The sequence below is a fragment of the Pantoea sp. X-Soil-TKNS-1211 genome (genome assembly GCF_059730495.1).
Map to the genome: position 1 here is coordinate 2,074,064 of NZ_AP035953.1, position 16,932 is coordinate 2,090,995.

17 protein-coding genes are annotated in these 16,932 nt (G+C 55.5%); 14 read left to right on the top strand and 3 right to left on the bottom strand.

All coding sequences use genetic code 11. The features are described 5' to 3' along the window. Positions 1-2 precede the first annotated feature (2 nt). Positions 3-785: an AraC family transcriptional regulator gene (locus AC6I8W_RS09945; RefSeq protein ID WP_497837996.1), complete on the top strand. Its 783-nt coding sequence runs from the start codon at positions 3-5 to the stop codon at positions 783-785. Here the strand turns inward: AC6I8W_RS09945 and leuA are convergent. Beyond that, a complete protein-coding gene (gene leuA, locus AC6I8W_RS09950; protein WP_497837997.1) occupies positions 736-2,421 on the bottom strand; it encodes a 2-isopropylmalate synthase in 1,686 nt (561 codons plus the stop codon). The genes AC6I8W_RS09945 and leuA overlap by 50 nt on opposite strands. A gap of 61 nt (positions 2,422-2,482) precedes the next feature. Here leuA and AC6I8W_RS09955 point away from each other — a divergent pair, with 61 nt between their 5' ends. From AC6I8W_RS09955 to AC6I8W_RS09995, 9 genes are all read left to right on the top strand, one after another. Continuing rightward, complete coding sequence (locus AC6I8W_RS09955; protein ID WP_497837998.1) at positions 2,483-2,848, top strand: hypothetical protein; 366 nt, start codon at positions 2,483-2,485, stop codon at positions 2,846-2,848. 39 nt (positions 2,849-2,887) lie between these two features. Further along, positions 2,888-3,907 (top strand): dipeptidase, encoded by a 1,020-nt coding sequence (locus AC6I8W_RS09960; protein WP_497838156.1) that lies wholly within the window; start codon positions 2,888-2,890, stop codon positions 3,905-3,907. 151 nt (positions 3,908-4,058) lie between these two features. After that, positions 4,059-4,130, top strand: coding sequence for a pyrroloquinoline quinone precursor peptide PqqA (gene pqqA / locus AC6I8W_RS09965; protein WP_010617686.1), 72 nt, complete (start codon positions 4,059-4,061; stop codon positions 4,128-4,130). A gap of 56 nt (positions 4,131-4,186) precedes the next feature. Continuing rightward, positions 4,187-5,113: a pyrroloquinoline quinone biosynthesis protein PqqB gene (gene pqqB / locus AC6I8W_RS09970; protein ID WP_497837999.1), complete on the top strand. Its 927-nt coding sequence runs from the start codon at positions 4,187-4,189 to the stop codon at positions 5,111-5,113. Then, positions 5,110-5,865, top strand: a complete 756-nt coding sequence (gene pqqC / locus AC6I8W_RS09975) for a pyrroloquinoline-quinone synthase PqqC (RefSeq protein WP_497838000.1) — start codon at positions 5,110-5,112, stop codon at positions 5,863-5,865. Before pqqB ends, pqqC begins: the two co-directional genes overlap by 4 nt. A 5-nt stretch (positions 5,866-5,870) precedes the next feature. Next, positions 5,871-6,149 carry a pyrroloquinoline quinone biosynthesis peptide chaperone PqqD gene (gene pqqD / locus AC6I8W_RS09980; RefSeq protein ID WP_021183376.1) on the top strand — a complete coding sequence of 93 codons (279 nt, stop codon included), beginning with the start codon at positions 5,871-5,873 and terminating at the stop codon, positions 6,147-6,149. After that, positions 6,136-7,278, top strand: a complete 1,143-nt coding sequence (pqqE, locus tag AC6I8W_RS09985; protein WP_497838001.1) for a pyrroloquinoline quinone biosynthesis protein PqqE — start codon at positions 6,136-6,138, stop codon at positions 7,276-7,278. Before pqqD ends, pqqE begins: the two co-directional genes overlap by 14 nt. Then, positions 7,278-9,596 (top strand): pyrroloquinoline quinone biosynthesis protein PqqF, encoded by a 2,319-nt coding sequence (gene pqqF, locus AC6I8W_RS09990; protein ID WP_497838002.1) that lies wholly within the window; start codon positions 7,278-7,280, stop codon positions 9,594-9,596. Before pqqE ends, pqqF begins: the two co-directional genes overlap by 1 nt. A gap of 122 nt (positions 9,597-9,718) precedes the next feature. Beyond that, positions 9,719-10,303 (top strand): YceI family protein, encoded by a 585-nt coding sequence (locus AC6I8W_RS09995; protein ID WP_497838003.1) that lies wholly within the window; start codon positions 9,719-9,721, stop codon positions 10,301-10,303. A 40-nt stretch (positions 10,304-10,343) separates the two neighbouring features. On the opposite strand, the gene AC6I8W_RS10000 is transcribed toward AC6I8W_RS09995, so the two are convergent. Next, a complete protein-coding gene (locus AC6I8W_RS10000; protein WP_497838004.1) occupies positions 10,344-11,159 on the bottom strand; it encodes a hypothetical protein in 816 nt (271 codons plus the stop codon). Positions 11,160-11,304: 145 nt separating this feature from the next. After that, entirely contained in the window at positions 11,305-13,002 is a 1,698-nt protein-coding gene (gene dld, locus AC6I8W_RS10005) for a D-lactate dehydrogenase (protein ID WP_497838005.1), read from the bottom strand. 435 nt (positions 13,003-13,437) lie between these two features. On the opposite strand from dld, the gene AC6I8W_RS10010 reads away from it, so the two are divergent. Genes AC6I8W_RS10010 through AC6I8W_RS10025 form a run of 4 tightly spaced genes read left to right on the top strand, consistent with a single transcriptional unit; the run spans position 13,438 to position 16,932 of the window. Further along, positions 13,438-14,418 carry a 6-phosphofructokinase gene (locus AC6I8W_RS10010; protein WP_497838006.1) on the top strand — a complete coding sequence of 327 codons (981 nt, stop codon included), beginning with the start codon at positions 13,438-13,440 and terminating at the stop codon, positions 14,416-14,418. A gap of 10 nt (positions 14,419-14,428) precedes the next feature. Further along, positions 14,429-14,743: a PTS sugar transporter subunit IIB gene (locus AC6I8W_RS10015; RefSeq protein ID WP_013508968.1), complete on the top strand. Its 315-nt coding sequence runs from the start codon at positions 14,429-14,431 to the stop codon at positions 14,741-14,743. Further along, the gene (locus AC6I8W_RS10020; protein WP_497838007.1) at positions 14,736-16,103 is read left to right on the top strand and encodes a PTS sugar transporter subunit IIC; all 1,368 of its coding nucleotides are present in this window, start codon (positions 14,736-14,738) and stop codon (positions 16,101-16,103) included. Before AC6I8W_RS10015 ends, AC6I8W_RS10020 begins: the two co-directional genes overlap by 8 nt. Continuing rightward, positions 16,090-16,932 carry a class II fructose-bisphosphate aldolase gene (locus tag AC6I8W_RS10025; protein WP_497838008.1) on the top strand — a complete coding sequence of 281 codons (843 nt, stop codon included), beginning with the start codon at positions 16,090-16,092 and terminating at the stop codon, positions 16,930-16,932. Before AC6I8W_RS10020 ends, AC6I8W_RS10025 begins: the two co-directional genes overlap by 14 nt.

Consider the following 16,932-nt stretch of genomic DNA (forward strand, 5'->3'; position numbering starts at 1 on the left):
TGATGACTGCGGTGCTGAATTTCAGTTTCGCCAACCGCCCGCTGGTGCCCTATGCCCACGATTATGCGCACGGGGCGGTGGAGCCGTGGCACCATCACGACTGCGCGCAGTTGATCCATACCCTGAGCGGCGTGGTGAAGGTGGAGACGCAGCACGGCAGTTGGATTGTGCCGCCCAGTCGGGGCGTCTGGCTGCCTGCTGGCACGCGCCATGCGTTACAGATTGTCGGCCAGGTAGCGGCGCGCACGGTGTTTGTTGATCCGCTGGCGCGTGCTGACCTGCCCGCCAGTTGTCAGGTGGTGCAGATCTCGCCGTTGCTGCGTGAACTGATTGTCAGCGCCATTGCCCTGCCCGAAAGCTATCAAGCTGGCAGCCGTGCCGAGCGCATCTACGAGTTAATTCTGGATGAAATCCGCGTGATGGATGTGCTGCCATTCGGTCTGCCGTGGCCGGAGAGCGCACGCTTGTTAACGCTGTGCCAACAGATCCAGCAGCAACCCGGTGAAAACTGGACGCTGGCACGGGCGGCGGCGGAATTGTGCGTTGCGGAGCGCACCCTGGCGCGCCACTTCAGTCGCGAAACCGGGTTGCATTTCAGCGACTGGGTGCGGCGTGCGCGGCTTGGCGTGGCGTTAGCCCGGCTGGCACAGGGCGATTCGGTATTGGCGGTGGCGCTCGATCTCGGTTACGAGAGTCCGAGCGCCTTCAGCGCGATGTTTCGCCGCTTACTGGGCGTTACGCCAGTGAACTACTTTCCTGCGGCAGAAAAGCGTGGGCGGCATTAAGCAACGCCTGCAATGAGGCGCGCGCCACGTCATTATCGATACCCACCCCCCAGGCGCGTTCGCCACGCGTGTTTACGCAGCTGAGATAGGTGACCGATCGACTGTCGCTGCGCTTGCCCAGCGTATGCTCGTGATAATCCTCAATGCTCAACGTCAGGCCGTAACGCTGGCGCAGTGCAGTGACTGCCGCCGACAGTAAACCGTTGCCTTTACCCTCCAGGTTGATCTGTTGCTCACCTTGCTGCACGCGGGCTTTCAGCCGCGTTTCGCCTTTGTCATCGCTGTGGCTCTCCGCTTCCAGCAAGCGTCGCGCCGGATGGGTCAAACCGTAATGTTCACAAAACAGCTGCCACAGGGCGTGATGCGTCATTTCCTGACCGTGCGCATCGGTCTGCTGCTGTACCACGCGACTGAAATCCTGTTGCAGACCACGCGGCAGCTGTAGGCCGTGATTCTGCTCCAGCAGCCAGGCGGCACCGCCTTTACCGGATTGACTGTTAACCCGAATCACCGCTTCATAGCTGCAACCGATATCGGCCGGATCGAGTGGCAGATAGGGCATCTGCCAGAGGGTTTCTTCGCGCTGTGCGCGCTCGGCGAAGCCTTTGCGAATCGCATCCTGATGTGAACCGGAAAACGCGGTAAACACCAGTTCCCCGGCATAGGGATGGCGCGGATGCACCGGCAATTGGTTGCAGCGCGTCACCACTTCCAGCACCTGCTGGATATCGCTGAAATCGAGTTGTGGCGTGACACCCTGGGTATAGAGATTCAGTGCCAGCGTGACCAGATCGACATTGCCGGTACGTTCACCGTTACCAAACAGACAGCCCTCAACGCGGTCAGCCCCGGCCAACAGCGCCAGCTCGGCGCAGGCGATACCGGTGCCACGATCGTTATGCGGATGGACGCTGATGCACACCTGCGAACGCTGGCTAAAGTGGCGGCAGAAATATTCAATCTGGTCGGCATAGACGTTGGGGGTGTTTACCTCCACGGTGGCAGGCAGGTTGATGATCATTGGCCGTTGCGCATTGGGCTGCCAGATAGCCGCTACCGCTTCACAAATCTCCAGCGCAAACTCCGGTTCGGTAAAGCAGAAGGTCTCCGGTGAATATTCGAAGGTCCAGACGGTATCGGTCTGGTTGTCACAGCATGCGCGGATCTGGCGTGCCCCGGCGCAGGCCAGCTCGATGATCTCCGCTTTGCTCTGGCGAAACACGCGTTCGCGGAACAGTGGGGCGGTGGCGTTGTACAGGTGGACGATGGCACGCGGTGCGCCACGCAGCGCCTCAAAGGTGCGATCAATCAGATCGGCACGCGCCTGGGTTAATACCTGAATCGCCACATCGGCGGGGATATGACGCTGTTCAATCAGCAGGCGTACAAAGTCAAAATCGGTTTGTGAAGCAGCCGGGAACGCCACTTCAATCTCTTTAAAGCCGCAGCGCAGCAGTAGTTGCCAGAATTCCAGCTTGCGCGCGCTGTCCATCGGCGTGGCTAACGCTTGATTACCGTCACGCAGATCGGTCGACAGCCAGCGCGGTGCCTCGGTCAGCTGGCGTGACGGCCACTGGCGTTCGGGCAAGTCGATAACCGGGTAAGGACGATATTTTTCAGCGGGTTGGGTAAGCATCAGGTTTCTCCTTGTTGTCTGCGGTCAGTGTCGCCGAAGCCCAGGGGGGCAGGCTCGCCCATTGCTGACAACCATCCGTGCAAAACTGACAAAAACCTGCGCGATAAATCGCGCCGCTACCAACCGTGCTCCCGGTGTATCAACGCGTGATACATCACGCCGCGACAACCGTGCTCCCGGTGTATCAACGCGTGATACATCACGCCGCGACAACCGTGCTCCCGGCGTATCAACGCGTGATACATCACGCCGCGACAACCGTGCTCCCGGCGTATCAACGCGCGATAAATCCCGTCGCGACAACCCGTTACCCAACTGTAGCGGCGCGATTTATCGCGCAGCATTACGCGCCATCATTGGCTTCCCGGCGGCTGCGGCAGAAAAGTTCTTCTCGCGTCGCATTGCTCAGCAGCAGGCGCACGCGTAGCATAGCCGCATGTTTTCTTCTTATTCCCCGCTTATGTCACTGCCCACATTTGATGGTCATAACGATCTGCTGTTGAACCTGTGGCTGCATCATCGCGCTAATCCCGCTGAGGTTTTTTTCTCCGGTATTGAAAACGGCCACCTTGATTACCCACGCATGCAGCAGGGCGGTTTTGCCGGTGGCCTGTTCGCGTTATTTGTGCCGCCGCAGCGCTATATCGAACAGGTGGCCCCGCAGCGCGCGCAGGAGCGCATCGCGCCGCTGGAGATTCTGTGGCAGCAATTAGCCATCCTGAAAACGCTGGTGGCAGAATCGCAGGGCCGCGCCCGCCTGTGCCTGACCGCTGCGGATATCGCTGCCTGCCAGGCGGATGGTGTGCTGGCGATGGTAGCGCATATAGAGGGCGCGGATGGTTTTGATGGCGAAGGGGAAGCGCTGGCGGCGTTTTATCAGGCCGGGGTGCGCAGTATCGGGCCGTTCTGGAATCTGCCCAATCGCTTTGGCGCAGGTGTCACCGGTAATTTTCCCGGCTCACCCGACAGCGGCCCCGGTTTAACTCAGGCCGGAGCGGCGTTCATTGCCGCCGCCAACCAGCACCGTATGCTGATCGATGTTTCGCATATGAACGAAAAAGCATTCTGGGACACCGCGCGCTTATCGACAGCGCCACTGGTTGCCACGCATTCCAACGCCCATGCGCTATGCCCCCAGCCACGTAACCTCACCGATGATCAGTTGCGGGCGATCCGCGACAGCGGCGGCATGGTAGGTGTGAATTTTGGTAACGCCTTCTTACGCGCCGATGGCAAACGCGACAGTGATACGCCGCTGATCGAAATTGGTAAACATTTTGATCACTTAATCGGGATAATGGGACGCGATCACGTGGGCTTTGGTTCCGATTTTGACGGTATCAGCGCCCCGGAGGCGTTAAAAGATGTTGCCGGGCTGCCACGAATTTTCACGTTATTGCGCGAGATTGGCTATGATCAGCCATTACTGGAGCAACTTGCCTGGGGCAACTGGCAGCGAGTGCTGAAACAGATTTGGCGGGAATAACACAATTCCCTTACCGAAACAGGGTTGATCTGTTCGTCACATTGGCGCAACATCTGCCCGCGATGTGTATTGCGATCGGGATCACGTTTCCTGGCGCAAACATTCCATGCAGAGTGTGCTCTGCGTTAAGAGACTTTAGAGGAAGAATATTATGTGGAAAAAACCTGAATTTGTTGACCTGCGTCTGGGCCTGGAAGTGACTCTGTACATCTCCAACCGCTAAGACTTCTGCCCGCCACTCGCGCGGGCATTTTTGTTTTCTTTCTCCGGTCATTTCTCATGTTTATTAAAGTTCTCGGTTCAGCGGCGGGCGGTGGATTTCCGCAGTGGAACTGTAACTGCGCCAATTGTAGCGGCTTGCGTAACGGCACTATTCAGGCGCAGGCGCGTACCCAATCCTCGATTATTGTCAGTGATAACGGTGAAGACTGGGTGTTATGCAACGCCTCACCCGATATCAGCCAGCAGATTGCCCATACGCCAGAACTCAACAAAAAGGGCGTGCTGCGCGGGACGGCGATTGGCAGCATCATTCTTACCGACAGCCAGATCGACCACACCACCGGTTTATTGAGCCTGCGCGAAGGCTGCCCGCATCAGGTGTGGTGCACCCCGGAAGTCCACGCGGACCTGACCAGCGGCTTCCCGATTTTCACCATGCTGCAACACTGGAATGGCGGTTTGCAGCATCACGCATTGACGCCGCTGGAGCCTTTCCGCGTTGATGTCTGCCGCGACCTTGAGTTCACCGCCATCCCGATTCTCAGCAACGCGCCACCGTATTCACCGTTCCGCGATCGGCCGCTGCCAGGCCACAATGTGGCGCTGTTTATCACCAATCGCGCCAACGGGCAGACGCTGCTGTATGCGCCGGGCCTCGGCGAGCCGGACGCGGTGATCATGCCGTGGCTGCAAAAAGCCGATTGCCTGCTGATTGACGGCACCGTCTGGCAGGATGATGAGCTGCTGACCACCGGCGTCGGTAAAAATACCGGCAAGGCGATGGGCCATTTAGCGCTGGCGGAGGAGCAGGGGCTGATGGCGCTGCTGGCGTCCTTACCGGGGCAACGCAAGATTTTAATTCATATTAATAACACCAATCCGATCCTCAACGAGCAATCGCCGCAGCGCCAGTACCTGACGCAGCAGGGTATTGAAGTAAGCTGGGATGGGATGGCGATCCATTTGCAGGAGTCTTCATCGTGATCATTACTGAAGCCCTGACGCCAGCCGCCTTCGAACAGGCACTGCGCGCCAAAGGTGCCTACTACCACATCCATCACCCGTACCACATCGCCATGCACAACGGTGAGGCGACACCGGAGCAGATTAAGGGCTGGGTCGCGAACCGTTTTTACTACCAGACCAACATTCCGCTGAAAGATGCGGCGATCATGGCGAACTGCCCGGACCCGGCGACGCGTCGTAAATGGGTGCAGCGTATTCTCGATCACGATGGCAGCAATGGACACGAGGGCGGTATCGAAGCCTGGCTACAACTGGGTGAGGCGGTAGGGTTGACGCGTGAAGAACTGCTGTCTGAGCAGCATGTGCTGCCGGGCGTGCGCTTTGCGGTCGACGCCTACGTGAATTTTGCCCGTCGTGCCAACTGGCAGGAAGCGGCCTGTAGCTCGCTGACTGAATTGTTCGCGCCGCAGATCCATCAGTCACGTCTCGACAGCTGGCCGCAGCACTATCCGTGGATCAAAGAGGAAGGCTATTTCTACTTCCGCAGCCGTCTGAGCCAGGCGAACCGCGATGTTGAGCACGGGCTGGCGCTGGCGCTGGAGATTTTCACCACGGCGGAACAGCAGAACCGTATGCTGGAAATCCTGCAATTCAAGCTCGATATCTTGTGGACCATGCTCGATGCCATGACGATGGCTTACGCGTTAGAACGTCCCCCTTACCACACGGTCACCGACAAGGCGGCCTGGCACACCACCCGACTGGTATAAAACAGATGAAAGATAATCTGATCCCCGCGTTCCGCCGTGGCTATCGCCTGCAATGGGAACCGGCACAGGAGAGCCACGTTGTGCTCTACCCGGAAGGCATGGCGAAGCTGAATGAAACCGCCACCGCCATCCTCGAATTGGTGACCGGCAAACAGGATGTCGCCGCGATTATCGCGACGCTGAATGCGCGCTTCCCGGATGCGGGTGGTGTGGATGAAGATGTAAAAGCGTTTTTGCAGTCCGCTATTGAACAGAAATGGATCCAGTGTCGTGAACCCGAATAAAAACGGCGTGACGCCGCCGCTGTGGCTGCTGGCCGAGCTGACTTACCGCTGCCCGTTGCAGTGTCCGTACTGCTCGAACCCGCTCGATTTTGCCCAGCAGGAAAAAGAGCTGACCACCGAACAGTGGATTGAGGTGTTCCGTCAGGCACGCGCTATGGGCAGTGTGCAGCTCGGTTTTTCCGGCGGTGAACCGCTGACGCGTAAAGATTTACCCGAACTGATCAAGGCAGCACGCGATCTCGGTTTCTACACCAACCTGATCACCTCGGGTATTGGCCTGACGCAAAACAAACTGGATGCGTTTGCTGATGCCGGGCTGGACCATATTCAGATCAGCTTTCAGGCGAGTGACGAAACGCTGAACGCCGCGCTGGCCGGGTCGAAAAAAGCCTTCCAGCAGAAGCTGGAGATGGCGAAAGCAGTGAAAGCACACGGTTATCCGATGGTGCTGAACTTCGTGTTGCATCGCCATAACATCGATCAGATCGATAAAATTATCGACCTGTGTATCGAGCTGGAAGCCGATGATGTCGAGCTGGCAACCTGCCAGTTTTACGGCTGGGCACATATTAATCGTCAGGGATTGTTGCCGACACGCGAGCAAATCGCCCGTGCCGAAGCAGTGGTGGCTGAGTATCGCCAGCGCATGGAAGCCAGCGACAACTTGACCAACCTGTTGTTCGTCACGCCGGATTATTACGAAGAACGTCCGAAGCCCTGCATGGGCGGCTGGGGATCAATCTTCCTCAGCGTCACGCCGGAAGGTACGGCGTTGCCGTGCCACAGCGCCCGCCAGTTACCGGTTGAGTTCCCATCGGTGCTGGAGCAGAGTCTGGACGACATCTGGTATAACTCATTCGGTTTTAACCGTTACCGTGGTTATGACTGGATGCCGGAGCCGTGCCGTTCCTGTGACGAAAAAGAGAAGGACTTCGGCGGCTGTCGCTGTCAGGCGTATATGCTGACCGGCAACGCCGATAACACTGATCCGGTGTGCAGCAAATCGCCGCACCACGGCAAAATCCTCGAAGCCCGGCGCGAAGCCAGCTGTAGCGATATCAAAATCGCCCAGCTGCAATTCCGTAACCGTACCAACTCGCAGCTGATCTACAAGCAGCGCATTCTCTGATGACCACGCGCAGCCTGACACTGGCAAACGGCCTGCGCTGTCACCTCTACCAGCAACCTGGTGCGCGCGATGCTGCCGCGTTGGTGCAGGTGGCGGCGGGCAGCCTGCATGAGCCGGACCGCTGGCCTGGGCTGGCGCATTTGCTGGAGCATCTGGTGTTTTGCGGCAGCGCAGGCATCTCTGATGACCAGCGCCTGATGCCGTGGGTGCAGCAACAGGGCGGTCAGGTCAACGCGACTACCCAACTCAGCGACAGCGCATTTTTCTTTCAGGTTCCGGCCAGAGCGATGGAAGCAGGCGTCGCGCGTCTGCTGGATATGCTCGCGGCCCCGCGTCTGACTGAGGAGGCCATCCGGCAGGAAAGTGCCGTTATTGATGCTGAGTACCGTCTGTTGCAACGCCATGCTGCCACCCTGAGTGAGGCCGCGCTGCTGGATATGCCCGCTGCTCCTGCGGCGTTGCGGCGTTTTCGGGTCGGTAGCCTGGCGGCTTTTGGTGACAACGTCACAGAGTTGCAGCAGGCGTTACGCGCGTTTCATCAGCAGCATTATGTGGCGGAGAACATGACGCTGAGGCTGCAAGGCCCGCAATCTCTGACGGAGCTGGAACAGCTGGCGCAACGCTATGGTCAGCAACTCAGGCCGGGCACCGCACCGGTCATGGCGTTGCCACCGCCATCAGGCGGCATCTCGCAGCGGCATATCCCACTGGCGGGCGAAGAAGCCTTCTGGCTGACTTTTATCTTGCCGGACAGCGCCGATATTTTACGTGACAGCGTCACCTTGTGCCGTCAGTTCTGGCTCGATGAAGCCCCTGGCAGTCTGCTGGCACAACTGCGCGCCGCCGGATTGTGTGAAAATATCAGCCTGCAATGGTTATGGCGTGATACCCGACACAGCTGGCTGGCGCTGAAATTTACCGCGCGCACCCTCAGCACTCGGCAGGCTCAATGCATCGAAGCGCAGTTCCAACAGCACCTCAGCGACCTGATGCAAACCGATACCACACAACGTCACCATTATCAGCGGCTGGCACAGGAAGACTTCGGACAACTGGCGCCGCTGGAGCAACTGCGTGGGCGTTCTACCGGCTTCGCACCGGGCACTGCTGCTGGCTTTAGTGACTGGCTCCGGCTCCTGCAACAATGCCAGCCACGCAGATTGCTGACCCAGGGCCGGGGTGACGCGATAACCCGCCACACCCAGGGATTCGACCTCACGGTTGCCGCCTGGCCCGCACCGGCGCAGGTGCCAGCCTCGACACTGCCATGCTGGTTTTATCCACTGGCGCAGCCGCCGAGTTTGCATGCGTTGCCTGGCCAGGCTTTCCCCATGCTGCGTGCGGTGCCGGTTGAACCACAGCAGACCCTGCTGCTGCGTCCGGCATTTTACCAGCCGTTGAGCGATGAGCTTGCCGGGGCGCGTCAGCCATTGCTGCGTCCCATTCTCGCTGCGTTGCGCCATAGCGGCGGGCGTGGGAGTTGGCAGCAGGTGCAGGGGAGCTGGCAACTGACCCTGCATCTGCCGAAAGATCATGACGCGGCGCTGGCTGCGGTGCAACAGACAGTGCAGGCGTTGCATACCGTGGTTGAACCTCAAACGGTGAATGCGGCTGATGGCATCGTTATTCGTCAGTTGTTAGCAGCGTTGCCGCACCAATTGCTGACAACATCAGCGGCGGTTGGCTGGCAGGCGGCCTGGAGTGGCAGCGATACGGCGTTGGCTGAGGACATTGCGCGGGTGTTGAGTGACCTGCCGTTGGCCGCAGCCGCGGCTGAGCCATCTTTAATCGCAGGCGTGACCGCCATCCCGTGCTCAGGTCGTGACCAGGCGCTGCTGCTGTTTTTGCCATTGACCGCCGCCGATGATGCCTCGCTGGCCGCGTTGCGTATGCTGGCGTTGATTTATGAACCACGCTTTTTCCAGCGCCTACGGGTTGAACAACACATTGGTTATGTGGTGTCGGCGCGCTACCAGCGGGTGGCGGATGTGGATGGCATCATGCTGGCGTTGCAATCTCCCGATATTCCCTGGCGAACGCTTCTCGGTCATTGCAAACGCTTCCTGCGTGCCCTTGATGTTGCTGACGTCGATCTCGCGGCTTTGCAGACAACATTGCGCAACCAGACGACCAGCGTGGATAACGCGACGGCGGCGTTACGGACATTGCGGCAGCAACAAGGGCTGGCGGAATTATCGTCCGACGCCATTGATGCTCTCTGCCTGACACAGCTTCAACAACTCCATCAGCGTTTGCTGCGCGGTCGTTGTCACTGGCGGGTGCTGGTGGCATTAAGTCAGACGCTGAATTGTCCCTGAAGGCAACTGTTTCATATTGATATTGCTGAATTTTTTTGAAAAAATCAGCCAAAACTCTTCACTGTTCCTGCGCGGCATAATGCCGGACACTCAAGGCATATTCTGAGCAAAAAGGAACATCCGTGAAAAACGTTACTCGCTTCGCACTGCCGTTGCTGGCTGCCGCTACTCTGTACGCTCCGCTGTCACAGGCGGCTGCCATGCACTACGATCTCAACCCGGAACACACCTCGGTGATTGTCACCTGGACCCACTTCGGTTTCTCTCATCCGACTGCCGACATCCCGAATAGCAAAGGCACGCTGGTATTTGATAAGGACCACCCGGAGCAGTCACGCGTTGACGTTACGCTGCCGATCACCCAGATCGATAGCCATGTCCCGGCGCTGACCAAAGAGTTTCTCGGCAAAGAGTATTTCGACACCGCGAAATATCCGTCGGCGGTATTCCACAGCACCAAAGTGGTAGCGAAGGGCGACAACAAGTTTGATGTCGAAGGGAATCTGACCCTGAAAGGCATCACCAAACCGATTACGCTGCACGCCACGCTGAACCAGCAGGGCGTGCATCCGATGGTGAAGAAGCAGGCGATTGGTTTTGATGCCACCGGCACCATCAAGCGCTCTGACTTTAAGCTGGATAAATATGTTCCGGCGGTGAGCGACGATGTCACGCTGACCATTTCGACCGAAGCCTACGCGAAATAATCACCCTCTGTCACGGCGCGATTTATCGCACCGTGACACATTAAGCAATAAATCCAAACGGCTTAAGCTCAGGTAGATCAACTTTGATTTGATGCCATTGTTGGTCGTGACCACGGATAAATATTTTATTATCCCCCTCCTGTGTAAGCAGTTCACCGGGATGTGATTTCTCATTGATAAAATCAAATGCTTGATGGACCGTCGCATTCTTATCGATCTCATGCCAGATGCCACGCAAATCCATAATTAAGGTATGGAGTGGATTGCTGGAATCAATCTGACCGGGAATCAGTCTATTGGCTATATCTATCACCGTTTCTTGACTAAGATCCCCATTCAGCAGCAGAAACATGTCATAGCTAAAAAAGAAATCCCGCAACGCTCCAACTTGCTGGGGGCTGTAGTTATCTGAAGGAATTTTTGGTGAGGAAAAGAGACAGTTTTCAGACTCCACGGACCCAGTCTGCTCCGTTTGATAGCTGAAATAACACCCCCCTTCCAGTTCAATCTTGAATTTACCCGTCGTAGTCAGACGCGTGATAATTCCGTTAGGATGCAAAAAGAATAGTTCTGATGGCGTGCGTTTAATGACCGATTTGTCACTGCTCTGCAACAGCCAATTATTCTGGAACCACGCTCGGCCGGGCGTAGAAGACCAGACAGGCATCTCGTTATTGTTGGCTGGGGAATGAACTGCTGCGGCCTGATCGGGTAGTGAAAACGACGTCATGTTGACCGGCGACTGTACGACTTCGGTTATATGCGAATAGATGCCTGGATAGATTTGTTCAACCGACATGTATGAATCATCGGTATAAAGTGTTCCAGGTGTGAAATTTGATTCGATTGCGGACATTTGAGATCCCTCTCTTTAATAACACGTTATTTGCCATTCATTATCGGATATTTATTCCGTAGCGGCGCGATTTATCGCGCGGATTTCTCTGGTATCGTGCACGGAACAGCGCGATAAATCGCGCCGCTACGAAGTCATGCAATCATTACTCCGCCCAGAATTTCTTCTTACTGGTTTTGCCAATCCCCGGATTACAGCTGTTGGTCGGATCGAGTTGTTTCCAGTGCGCCACATGATCGCAGGATGCGTGATACAGATGGCCGACGTTATGTTCTGCCGGGTACTTCGCCCCACGCTGCTCCAGTACCACTTTCACCGCTTCTTTAAACGCCTTCGCATCCACGCCCGCCTTCAGCACATAATCCTGATGATTAACGTAGCAGAAGAAATGCCCGCAGCAGGAATCCACCTGCACCTGCGCCGCCAGGTGGTCCGGCAGAGTTAAACGCCAGGCATCATCATTACGGCGCAATGCGACATCAAACGCCACCAGACGCTCATTCGGGTTGTAGCCCAGTGCATCACAGTAGGAGATGGTGCAGCCGCCCACGCCGAAGCGTACCAGGAAGGCATCTGCCGCTTCGCGTGCATCGCAGTGGAAAAAGTCGCCGCTGTGGCTGACAAAGAATCTCTCCAGCAATCCCTGTAATTCGGCGGTCTGAGCTGATTCTACCTTGATCATCAGATGATGCTCATACTGACTGCGATAATCCATGATGCGCGGAGCCACAAAGCGTGGGGTGATCTGATTAAAGAATTGCAGCACTCGATCAACAAAATTACGCGGCAGGAATTTCAGGTGGCTGACGCGCACATCCCATTTGGCTTTACCTGCCATCAGGCGCGGAATCGCCTGCGGGCCGAGTTTGCGGATCGCCAGATACATATGTTTGGCGTAACGCACGGTAAGGTCAAAGGCGTTACGGTGGATATACTCCGCCTGCACCGGCAATTCACTCATCTGGCCCAGCAGATAACGCCGCAGTGCCACCAGCACCGTTTCATCGTTGGTGCCGATATAGAAGGTGTCGCTGCCGGCACTGGCTTCGAAGGTAGGAAGACGCACCGCAAACACCACCACTTTACCTGCGCTACCCGAACTGTCATGCAGATAACGCAGGTCGCCATTAAAACGGGCAGGGCTGTCGGCGCTGACATCGCGCAGGCGGTCGGCGTAATCATCCGCCCAGATTCGGCCCTGCCAGTCGGGCTGCTCACCGGTTTGGTACTGCTGGCGGGTGAGGTTTTCCAGCATCGCTTCCGGCGTGTCGCCCAGCGCAATGCCGAGATGGTTGACCATTTCCAGACGACCATCGTCATGGATGCGGGCAAATAACGATTTTTCGGTAAACGCCGGGCCACGACGGATCAGCGAACCACCGGAGTTATTGCAGATGCCGCCGACCACCGAGGCACCGATGCAAGAGGAACCAATCACCGAGTGCGGCTCGCGCCCCAGCGGTTGCAGGGTCTGCTCCAGTTCCGTCAGGGTGGTGCCGGGGAAGGCGATTACCTGACGCGCTTCGTCGATCACCTGCACACCCTGTAACTGGCGGGTGCTGACAATCACCACCTCACGATCGTAATCGTTGCCGTCCGGTGTCGAGCCGCCGGTTACGCCGGTGTTTGATGCCTGCATCAGAATAATGGCGTCGTGCGCCACGCATACCTGAAGGGTTTGCCAAAGTTGTAATAAGGTCTGGGGGAGCACCACGGCCAGTGCCTCACCGCGCCCAACGCGAAATCCTTTGGTGTACCAGGCCTTATCATCAGAATGGGTTAACAGCTGTTTTTCACCTACCACGTCACTCAGTTGACGCAACATTTCCTGCGGGGATGTCATGTTTTCTCTTCTGTGTCATGTGTCTGCTGGGTTATTGGACAAGCGGACAAGGCGCAATGTCAATCATTCATCGGCACTAACGTTAAAATAACGCACTGAAGCATTATCCCTTTATCTCTCGCGGGGGATTCTCAGCGTACGGATAAAAATGCGCGGAGTATCACAAAATAGAGGGAAAGAAAAAAGACCGCTAATTTGTTAAATCCGCATGGACATTAAACGGCGCAAACTAAATATAACACCATGAAAATCATGATAATTCATCATGTCTGGAAATATTTCTCATGTGATTTAAATCACAAAATTGAGTCATTGAATACCGTTGTCAATGATCCAGAATAATAAATTCGTGGCAAAAATGTGATCTTCATTGCAAATAAGAATCCTCTTCATCGGAAGAATGGCTGTCAGAAGCGCAGCGTAAGGATCAGGACAATGAGAATTGGTATGGTGATCAGCGGTGGCGATGTTACCGGCATAAATAACTTTATCTTTCAGATTTCCCGCTTAACACAGGCGAATATGGTGTTATTTAATGGCGGCATTCCTGGTCTGCTGGAAAATAAACATCAAGAGATATCGCAGCGCGAGCTGGTGGATTATGCCATCGCGGCAATTCCGGTGATGCAATCAGGACGGCCAACGCGAAAATTAATTCGCCCGGAATATGAATCCATAGCGAAACAACTTAAATCGCTACGGATTGATGTGTTAATCATGGCCGGTGGTGATGGTTCGCTACAATTTCTCCATATCCTGAGCGAATTTGGCGTCAATTGTTTTGGCGTCGGCATGACCATCGATAACGACGTATTTGGTAGCGATTATACCATTGGTTTCTCCACCGCCTGTGAGCAGGTACTTAAGGAAGTGGCGAAATTACGTAACACCGGTCGCGGTTTACCCGGTCGTGTATTTATGGTGGAACTGCTGGGGGGATATTGCGGGGAGTTAACTCTGCAATCGGCGATTAAATCCAATGCGGATTTTGCTCTGATCCCCGAGTGTCAGATTCCAACGCCAGAGCTGGCACAGCGCATCACGACCCGGCTGGCGCAGCAGAACAGCGTGGTTATCCTGTGCTCGGAAGCCTACACCCGTGAATATTCGCCAGGATTTCAGGGCGCGATTGATACCTTAATCAAACAACTTGAACCTTTGATTGGTGTGCGTATCCGTAAAACCATCATCGGTTACAGCCTGCGTAATGGCGAACCCACCTGTGAAGAAATTTATCAGGGCACCATTATGGCCAGCGAAGTGGCGCGTTGTATTCAGTCGGGAATGCGCAATAAAGCCGTCATTATTAATGGCAGCAATAAACCGATACCCATTGATTTAATAAGCATGAAAAAACGCCTGGTTGACACCGAAGGGCATCATTACAAACTCGCTAAACAACTGCATATTCTGTGAGGAGATAGCCATGCTGAAAATATTATGTGTGTGCGGATGTGGTCTGGGGTCCAGTTTCGCCATCGAAATGAGCGCCAAAGCGGTATTAAAGAAGTTAGAAATTGACGCAGATATCGATCACACCACCATTTCTGAAGCCAATGCATTTAAATCCGACATGATTTTAACGCAGAAAGCGTTTGCCGATGTATTAAATGCCGATGCCAGCCCGGAACAGATGAAGCGCGTGATTATTCTCAACAAGCTGACCGATAAGGCGGAAATTGAGCAAAAGATCGTGGCGTTTATGAAAGAACACAACATGAAGGTTGCCAGCCATGAATAGTGTTATTAACTTCCTGGTCAAAGATCTGCTGGGGCAGGCATCGATTCTGATCGCCTTTATTGCCCTTGTCGGTCTGCTGTTGCAAAAAAAATCCGCAGGGAAGGTGGTGGAAGGCACCTTTAAAACCCTGCTCGGTTTCTTAATTATGATGGCCGGTATCAACATCATTGTGGGTACGCTGACCTTCCTGAATACCATCTTTACCCACGGCTTTGGCATGCAAGGTTATATCACCGACGTTGCCGCCATTGCCGGGTTAGCGAACCGCGAGCTGGGTTCAGAAGTGGCGCTGACGCTGTTGGTGATCTTTATCGTCAACATCATCATTGCCCGTCTGACACCGTTCAAATACATCTTCCTTACCGGACAGGCGCTGTTGTGGATGGCGACCATCGGTGCGGTGATCGGCTACAAAGCGGGGCTGACAGGCTTACCTCTGATCCTTACTGGCGGCATTTTTGGTGGCGTGATGGCGGTGGTGATGCCCGCGCTGGCACAACCGGTGGTACGCCGCATCACCGACTCGGATGATGTTGCCCTCGGTCACTTCTGCACCATTGGCTATCTGGTCACGGCGGCGGTGGCGAAAGTGGTGGGGAAAGGCTCGCGTTCCACCGAAGACCTGAAACTGCCGGATAATTTCAAATTCCTGCAAGACACCTATCTGTCGATGGCGGTGGTGATGGTGCCGATGTACCTGATCCCGGCTGTGGCGGCAGGCCCGGCGTTTATTGCCAAGTACAGCAACGGTATGAACTACCTGATGTACGCCTTTATGCAATCGATTCAGTTCGTGTGCGGGGTGTTTGTGCTGTATAGCGGCGTGCGTCTGCTGCTGAATGAGTTGGTGCCTGCGTTCCGCGGTATCGCGATGCGTATCGTACCGGATGCCAAACCGGCCCTTGACTGCCCGGTGATGTTTCCCTATGCGCCGAATGCCGTCATCGTTGGCTTCCTCGCTACCACCCTCGGTTCCGTCGTCGGCATGCTGGTGTTCCCGATGTTCGGTCTGGCGATGATTTTGCCGGGACTGCTGACCAACTTCTTTGCCGGTGGCACTGCCGGGGTGTTTGGTAACGCGCTCGGTGGCCGTCGCGGTGCGATGATCGGCGGTTTTGTCCACGGGCTGTTTATTACGCTGCTGCCCGCCATTCTGGTGCCGATGCTGGAAAGCTACGGTTTCACCGGCGTCACCTTCAGCGATTCTGACGTGATCAGTACCGGCCTGGTGCTCGGCCATGCCTTCCAGAATAACTGGCTGTTTGTCGCCCTGTTTATTGTCTTCATTACCCTGATCGCCTGGTTTGTTAACGGAAAATCCACTAAGCCTCACGAGGAAAATATTCATGAAACTTTATAACTTTACCGATCTGTTACAGGTGGCTAAACAACGTGAATTTAAAGCGCTGGGTTCCTTTAATTTACACTGTCTGGAGATGTTACCGGCTTATTTTAAAGCAGCCGAAAAAACCAATAGCCCATTAATGATTCAGATCTCAACCGGCACGGCGAAATATCTTGGTCATAAATTATTGGTCGACGCGATTCGCTCACTGGCGGAAAGCCGCAATGTGCCAACCTGTTTGCATCTGGATCACTGTTCCGACCTTGATGCGATCCAAACGGCGCTGGATGCGGGTTTTAGTTCGGTGATGTATGACGGTTCACATCTGCCGATTGACGAGAACATCTCCAATACGCGCAAGGTAATCGATATGGCGCGCCCGCTGCACGTCTCGGTAGAAGCGGAGCTGGGGGCGATCGGCGGTTCTGAAGATGGTAAATCGGTGGAGATGAACGAAACTTCATTCACCACCGTGGACGATGCGAAGCGTTTTGTCGCTGAAACCGGGGTCGATATGCTGGCGATCTCCATCGGTACGGTACATGGTTTATACACTGGCAAAGCGCATATTCAGCATCAGCGGCTGGCGGATATCACCGAAGCGACGCACACGCCGCTGGTCCTGCACGGCGGTACCGGTGTCAGCGATGAAGATATGCGTCTGGCGGTGCGTAGCGGCATCGAAAAGGTGAACGTTGGCACAGAAATGAATGTGCAATGGGTGGCGCGCTGTAAACAGACCTTCGAAAAGGGCAAAGTAAACGACAGCGTGCGCAATTTCCTTGTGCCCGCTAATGATGCCGTTACCGACGTATTAGTCGAAAAAATTCAGTTATTCCGCTAA